The organism is Microcoleus sp. BROC3, from assembly GCF_036702515.1.
In the GTDB taxonomy this organism is placed as follows: domain Bacteria; phylum Cyanobacteriota; class Cyanobacteriia; order Cyanobacteriales; family Microcoleaceae; genus Microcoleus.
The window spans coordinates 1-6,213 of the sequence record NZ_JAUBTQ010000118.1; the positions used below are offsets into that span (position 1 = coordinate 1).

Consider the following 6,213-nt stretch of genomic DNA (forward strand, 5'->3'; position numbering starts at 1 on the left):
GCGTTGTCCTGCGGTACGCCGCGTATCAGGCAGGGCTGTAAAAGCTTCGACTTTTGAGCAAGTTGAGACATCGTAGATGGGTCTTTCGGGTGAGAATCAATCCAATATCATATCAGCCTTTCGATCAGAATGAAATAGCCCTGGCAACGAAGTGCTGGCTTTAATCTTAACACACTCAAAATCTTGTTCAGAATGAAATAGCCCTGCATTTTTGCCACGTTTAGTTGGTTTTGGCCCCTTGGCCCTTTCACCTTTTTGCATACCTAGCATATAACCTAACCATTGCCAAATTAACTCCCGATTCGTCAATGAATATTAAGTCTTTCAAACCTTACTCTTTAATTTTTTTCCAGAACTCACATCGCAGGATTTGAACTCGCTCTGTGCCTTTGCCTGAAGGGAAGAGAGTTTTTTTTGACAGTAATGTCTAAGAGTTTTATCATTCTTCCTATTGTTGCTCTACTAACGGAAAATCCAATTTTCCCATAAAGTAAATAACGGAGTTCTTCAAGAGTTGCATCATCCGAAGCTTCCACCAATTCCGCCAAGATGAGTAGTTGCTCCGCATTCAGTTTGCCTTTGACTCCACATCGGTCAGTTTTCGGAGTAATGTTTTTTGTTTCACGATATTGTTTAAGCAATTTTTGTACAAAACTTAGAGCCACAGAAAAACGATTAGCTATTGCTTTTTGTGAGATGGCTTCAGTATGATAAGTATCTAGGATTTTTTGCCTAAAATCAATCGAGTAAGCTTTCATTTTTAACAATGTATGATGTTTGGTACAAGTAAACGTGTTGTGAGTCAAGCAGATCGTGCTTTCAAAAAAATGTTATGATGTGTGGTATCGCAGGCGAGGCTTTACTCAACCCTATAATTATAGTTCATTTGAGCTGATCTTCTCTGTTTGACCCTCACGAGTGAGTGTCAGTAACATGATACCTCATCTTTCTGAGAAAGGCTATATGTTCTTTTACCACATAATGTTACTATTTTGGAGATGTCTACTAGAAGAAGTCGCGAATATTGCAATGGCGGTTATTCAATGATACCCTATTTTAAGGTATTTTATGGAGCAACTTGTTCTGCTGCTCTTGCAGTTTGAGAAGGTATAACAGGCAATTTTGGCTGTTTTTGCAAGCGAGGAAATCCCGGCTGTACTGATGAATTTCTGGCAGGTGTAGTCGCATTTACTTTCTCAGAAAGGGGAGCTAATGTTTGAGTGACTTTAACTTGCTGTCGCAGTTGTTCTGTCGAGCCCAACAAGCCTCCCAATCCGTTGAACAACCTGCGAATATTGTTGCGGAAAGCCGGATCTCCTGTCAAATCATCCACGTCGGAAGTAATTTTCTGCACGTTCTGAAATGTAGCTCGTGCAGAATCTAGAGTTTGCTGCAATAATAGCAAAGTGGCCGGATTGTTTACCTGGCTGGATAAATCTCGCAAATTACCCGAAGCTTGGGCTGCATTCGCTGATAAAACTTCTAAATTGTTCAGCAATTGTCCTTGGTTGATGCGATTAATTGTTGGACTCAAACTGCTGACAGCTACCCGCAGTTCCTGACTGCTTTGATTGATGTTATTCAGAGTTGAGACTAAACTGGCGCGGTTGGTTACTACTAAAGAATTGAGTTGGTTGGCTGTTAATGTAACTTGATTGGCTGCTTGAGTTACTGAATTAGCAGAATTTATCGCAGCGGCAGATACGGCTTTTGTGGAAGTGTCCGCCGTAGCTGCTGCTTTAGAAATATCAGTGGCGACTCCTGATATTTCTGCTTTTAGCGATTGATTTAAATTGCTTGCTTCTCCCTTTAATGATTGATTTAAACTGCTTGCTTCTCCCTTTAACGATTGGTTTAAACTTGCTATTTCGGTTTTTACCGATTGATTTAAGCTCCCAATGTCTCCCCTTACATCTTGATTCAAAGTTTTTATTTCGGCTTGGGCAGTTTGAGTTAAATTCGATAAATCTTGAGTTAGTTTAGCTGCACCTTTAGCTGTGTTGGCTGTATTTTCTGCGAGGGATTTAATATTGTTGAACAGCGCGGGGTCGGTGTAGAAATTAGCTAGGCGGACTGTGGATCGAATAAGTTCGTCGATAGTGACTCCCGCTTGACCTTTTAAGCGCGAATTTTGGCAGATAATCTCAGGGGGACAGTCGGCACTAACGGGATTGGCGGTAAGTAACGATTCTGGCAAAATCGAGTTGGGGGTAATGTCGATCGACGATTCGCCAATTAAACCGGATTTATTCGCTTCGATCGTAACATCCCGGGGAATCACTAAAGTACCGGGGGCAATCTCCAGCGTCACGTCTACGCCGTTGGAACCCGGTTTGAGGGCGGTAATTTTACCGACTGCAACCCCGCGATACCTGATGGGCGTGCCTATCTGCATTCCTTGGGCGCTGGCAAATTCTACGGCGAATTTGTAGCTGCGGTTCCCTAGCTGCACGCCCCGCAGCCAGAGCACTAAGCCGCCAAATAAACCGATTCCTACTAAAATTAAGAACCCGACAGAACCTTCTCTTACAGTTCGCGATCGCATATTACCTCCTCAGTCATTAGTCATTAGTCAGCAGTCATTAGTCATTAGTCATTGGTCATTGGTCATTAGTCGTTAGTCATTAGTTGTTAGCCCTCAGTTATTATTTGTGAGTTATTGCTCGTGATTTTTAGGGGATGAGCGGATAGATTGTAGGTAGGAGTTGAATTTAGGATCTAAGTCATTTAGGAGCTAAGTCATTAATGATTGCTGTGAATATATTGACTTGTGCAACAGTTAAAAGGTTTCGAGTGTAAGCTCGTCTCAACCAGTGTAGAGTTTTATATAACGAAGCTCTAGCTATCTTGACAAAACGTTTATTGTCTTGATAGCTGCCTCGTCCGACTCCTTCTGCTATGTTAGCACCGATGCTATCTGTTGAACGGACAATTTGTTTGCCGATCGTATTTTTGGCAAATGGCTCCCAAGTGTTAACAGCTTTCCAAATTTCATCGGCTAGTCGTTCTGATAATTTACCAACTCGCAATTCCTGAAAACTTTTTGTTGCCATATTACCCTTGACCTTAATAACTAATGACTGCTGATTAATGACTAATGACTAATGACAATTGACTATCCAAGCGCTTGAATGGGCCCAGTAACACTGCCGCTAAAAAATTGTCTGATCAGTAAATTATCTGTAGATGCAATGTCATTGACAGTTCCCTCCCATTGCACTTTGCCTCGATAGAGAAATACGATGCGATCGGCAGTGCGGCGGATGGTACTGTCTTGGTGAGTGACGATCGCATAAGTGCTGCAAACACCTTGGGCCGCCTGCAAGTCGCGGATTAAATCTTCAATTACCGTCGAAGCGATCGGATCTAAACCCGCCGTCGGTTCGTCGTACAGCAAAACCTCTGGATTGTCTCTAGCATTATCGGGATTCGCCATGATGGCGCGGGCAAAACTTACTCGCTTCCGCATTCCCCCAGACAACTGCGCCGGATAGCGTTGGCCAATTCCCGGCAAACCCACCATCTCTAACTTCTCCTCCACCAATTCCCGAATGCGGCGGCGCGGCAGCTTAGAATGCTGGTACAGTAAAAAACCGACATTCTCCTCCACCGTCAGCGAATCAAACAAAGCCGCTTGCTGAAACACCATCCCAATTCCGATCGGATCTGCCACGTCGTCCACCCATCCGACCCTGCGCTGTCCCTGAACAAAAACCTCACCGGCATCCGGGGCCAACAAACCCGCAATTATCCGCAGAATCGTAGATTTCCCCGTCCCGGAAGGGCCAATAATTGCCAGGGCCTCTCCCCGATAAATCCTCAGATCGACTCGATCGAGGATCGGGTTCTGGCCGAAGGACTTACTTACCCCCTTGAGTTCGATTAGTGGCTCAGCCATAGGATGTTATCAATAAGTTGTCAGTCCTCAGTCATCAGTCTACCTAATGACTCATGACTAATGACTAATAACTAATTACTTCAATTGACTGCCAGAATCAAAACTCTCTTGTATTGTAAATTTGTCAGCTCGAGCTGTTCCAATACCCTTAAGACTAATTAACCATGTCAATTAGTTCACTTCCTAAAGCCCTCCGCGTCTTGGTTAAAGCCAAGCAGGTTTTTGCCCAATCCAGAAATCCTTACGCCCCTTCTTTGCGGAACGGGCGAGTTCACCAGTGGTTTAAGTGGTTAGCCCCCGGACTGTTAGTGAAACGGTGGCTGCTGATCAGTGCCAGCGGCGTGGTACTTGCCACTTTGGGTTTAGCAATTTGGACTGGGATGACTCCCATTTTCTTCTTATTGCAATTGTTGAGAAATTTTTTGGCGTGGATTGCGGAAGTTGTTCCCAATTACGTGTCGGGGCCGATCATCATTGCTGGCGGGATTTTGTTAATTCTGTGGGGGCAAACTCGCAGTTTGAACTCTATTACTCAAGTGCTGATGCCCGAAGGGAATGAGGAATTGGTAGATCGACTCCTCAACCACCGCCGCTTGCACCGCGGCCCGAAAATTGTGGCAATTGGGGGCGGTACGGGCCTTTCTAATTTGCTCAGGGGATTGAAGGATTACAGTGCCAAAATCACTGCTATTGTCACGGTGGCGGATGATGGGGGGTCTTCCGGGAGGTTGCGGCGGGAAATTGGGGTATTGCCGCCCGGAGACATTCGCAATTGTTTGGCGGCTTTGGCAGATGAGGAAAAGTTATTGACTGAGTTATTTCAATATCGCTTTCAGGCTGGTGACGGTTTGGTGGGTCACAGTTTTGGGAATTTGTTTTTGACGGCGATGAGCGATATTGCTGGGGATTTGGAACAGGCGATCGCCGCGAGTTCTAAAGTTTTAGCAGTTAGGGGAGAGGTGCTGCCGGCTACTCTGAGCGACGTTTCTTTGTGGGCAGAACTGGCTGACGGCCGGAGGATTGAGGGGGAGTCCAGCATTACAAAAGCTAACGGAAAAATCATCAAAATTGGCTGCACTCCTGCTAATCCTCCGGCGTTGCCCAAGGTGGCCCAAGCACTTCGGGAAGCGGATTTTATTATTATTGGGCCGGGGAGTCTTTATACGAGTGTCATTCCGAATTTGTTGGTGCCGGAAATTGCTGATGCGATCGCCAACAGCGAAGTTCCGCGGATTTATGTGTGCAATATTATGACTCAGCCGGGGGAAACAGACGGATACAGTGTTGCAGACCACATTCGGGCGATCGACCGCGCTTGTGGCAGGCCCCTGTTCGATGCTGTAGTCGTTCAAGGAAAAGTCCCTTCTGCAAAGGCTTTGATCCGCTATTCTCAGGAGGATTCTTATCCGGTTGTACTCGATCGAGAAGCCGTAACGCAATTGGGGCGGCGAGTTGTCATCGCCAATGTCATGGATGAAGATCAAAATACGGGTTTAATTCGCCACAATTCTCAAAGGTTGGCGGGAATGTTGCTGCGTTGGTACGGCCGCGCCCAGAACATTTAAGCTGGTGAATGCTGACAGTAGACAGTTGACTAATTTTATTGGTTATGGGTTATTAGCAGCCACAAGCGAGTAACAAATAACAAATGACTAAGGACTAATGACTAATTATTGAAATGAAAACTTTGCTTCCCGATTCTGAGGCTACGCGCAAGTTTGGTGCTGCGTTAGGTCGATCGCTCCCCGCCGGCACTGTAATCTTATTACAAGGAGATTTAGGTGCGGGCAAAACTACCTTAGTGCAAGGTATCGCCGAAGGTTTAGGAATCTCAGACTCGATCGAAAGTCCTACTTTCACGCTAATTAATGAGTATTTTACAGGGCGAGTTCCGCTGTATCATCTAGATTTGTATCGACTGGAACCCGAAGAAGCGGAGGCTTTGCACTTAGAAAGTTATTGGGACGGGTTAGAAAGGGATTTGGGAATTGTAGCGATCGAATGGGCGGAAAGATTGCAGTACAAACCCGAAAATTATTTGCAAATTTCTTTGAGTTATGTAGATAACGGGCGGCAAATTGAAGTAATTGGTAATGGCGACTTATTGGATTGGCAATTATAAATTTGAGAAAAGGCGATCGAACTTACTGCGGCGGGCGGTTGACTCGAATCAATTTACCTCTCAAATTTTCCTCACCAGCAATAGCATCATTGATGCGTGTTGCCAACCTTTCTAGATTAGGTAGTAGTGCATAGTAATGGTAAACTTGAGGTCAGAACCTTGAAGAATTTCAGTCAAGTCGATGAATTGTCCT

Annotated in this window: 6 protein-coding genes; 2 read left to right on the plus strand and 4 right to left on the minus strand. The window is 45.2% G+C overall.

The window, feature by feature from the left end:
• Nucleotides 1–356: 356 nt before the first annotated feature.
• The 4 genes from QUB30_RS32650 to QUB30_RS32665 all read right to left on the minus strand — a co-directional run bounded on the left by QUB30_RS32650 (nucleotide 357) and on the right by QUB30_RS32665 (nucleotide 3,898).
• Nucleotides 357–758 (minus strand): transposase, encoded by a 402-nt coding sequence (locus QUB30_RS32650; protein ID WP_333342331.1) that lies wholly within the window; start codon nucleotides 756–758, stop codon nucleotides 357–359.
• 308 nt (nucleotides 759–1,066) lie between these two features.
• Nucleotides 1,067–2,545: an MlaD family protein gene (locus QUB30_RS32655; protein WP_333342333.1), complete on the minus strand. Its 1,479-nt coding sequence runs from the start codon at nucleotides 2,543–2,545 to the stop codon at nucleotides 1,067–1,069.
• Between the two features lie 178 nt (nucleotides 2,546–2,723).
• A complete protein-coding gene (locus tag QUB30_RS32660; RefSeq protein WP_333342335.1) occupies nucleotides 2,724–3,053 on the minus strand; it encodes a four helix bundle protein in 330 nt (109 codons plus the stop codon).
• A gap of 62 nt (nucleotides 3,054–3,115) precedes the next feature.
• Nucleotides 3,116–3,898: an ATP-binding cassette domain-containing protein gene (locus tag QUB30_RS32665; protein WP_333342337.1), complete on the minus strand. Its 783-nt coding sequence runs from the start codon at nucleotides 3,896–3,898 to the stop codon at nucleotides 3,116–3,118.
• Nucleotides 3,899–4,062: 164 nt separating this feature from the next.
• Between QUB30_RS32665 and QUB30_RS32670 the strand changes: the two genes are divergently transcribed.
• Entirely contained in the window at nucleotides 4,063–5,463 is a 1,401-nt protein-coding gene (locus tag QUB30_RS32670) for a gluconeogenesis factor YvcK family protein (RefSeq protein ID WP_333342339.1), read from the plus strand.
• A gap of 113 nt (nucleotides 5,464–5,576) precedes the next feature.
• Entirely contained in the window at nucleotides 5,577–6,020 is a 444-nt protein-coding gene (gene tsaE, locus QUB30_RS32675) for a tRNA (adenosine(37)-N6)-threonylcarbamoyltransferase complex ATPase subunit type 1 TsaE (protein WP_333342341.1), read from the plus strand.
• The last annotated feature ends 193 nt before the right edge of the window (nucleotides 6,021–6,213 follow it).

Coding starts and splice junctions, on each gene's coding strand:
- QUB30_RS32650 (WP_333342331.1), bottom strand. CDS start 758: ATGAAAGCTTACTCGATTGATTTTAGGCAAAAAATCCTAGATACTTAT.
- QUB30_RS32655 (WP_333342333.1), bottom strand. CDS start 2,545: ATGCGATCGCGAACTGTAAGAGAAGGTTCTGTCGGGTTCTTAATTTTA.
- QUB30_RS32660 (WP_333342335.1), bottom strand. CDS start 3,053: ATGGCAACAAAAAGTTTTCAGGAATTGCGAGTTGGTAAATTATCAGAA.
- QUB30_RS32665 (WP_333342337.1), bottom strand. CDS start 3,898: ATGGCTGAGCCACTAATCGAACTCAAGGGGGTAAGTAAGTCCTTCGGC.
- QUB30_RS32670 (WP_333342339.1), top strand. CDS start 4,063: ATGTCAATTAGTTCACTTCCTAAAGCCCTCCGCGTCTTGGTTAAAGCC.
- tsaE (WP_333342341.1), top strand. CDS start 5,577: ATGAAAACTTTGCTTCCCGATTCTGAGGCTACGCGCAAGTTTGGTGCT.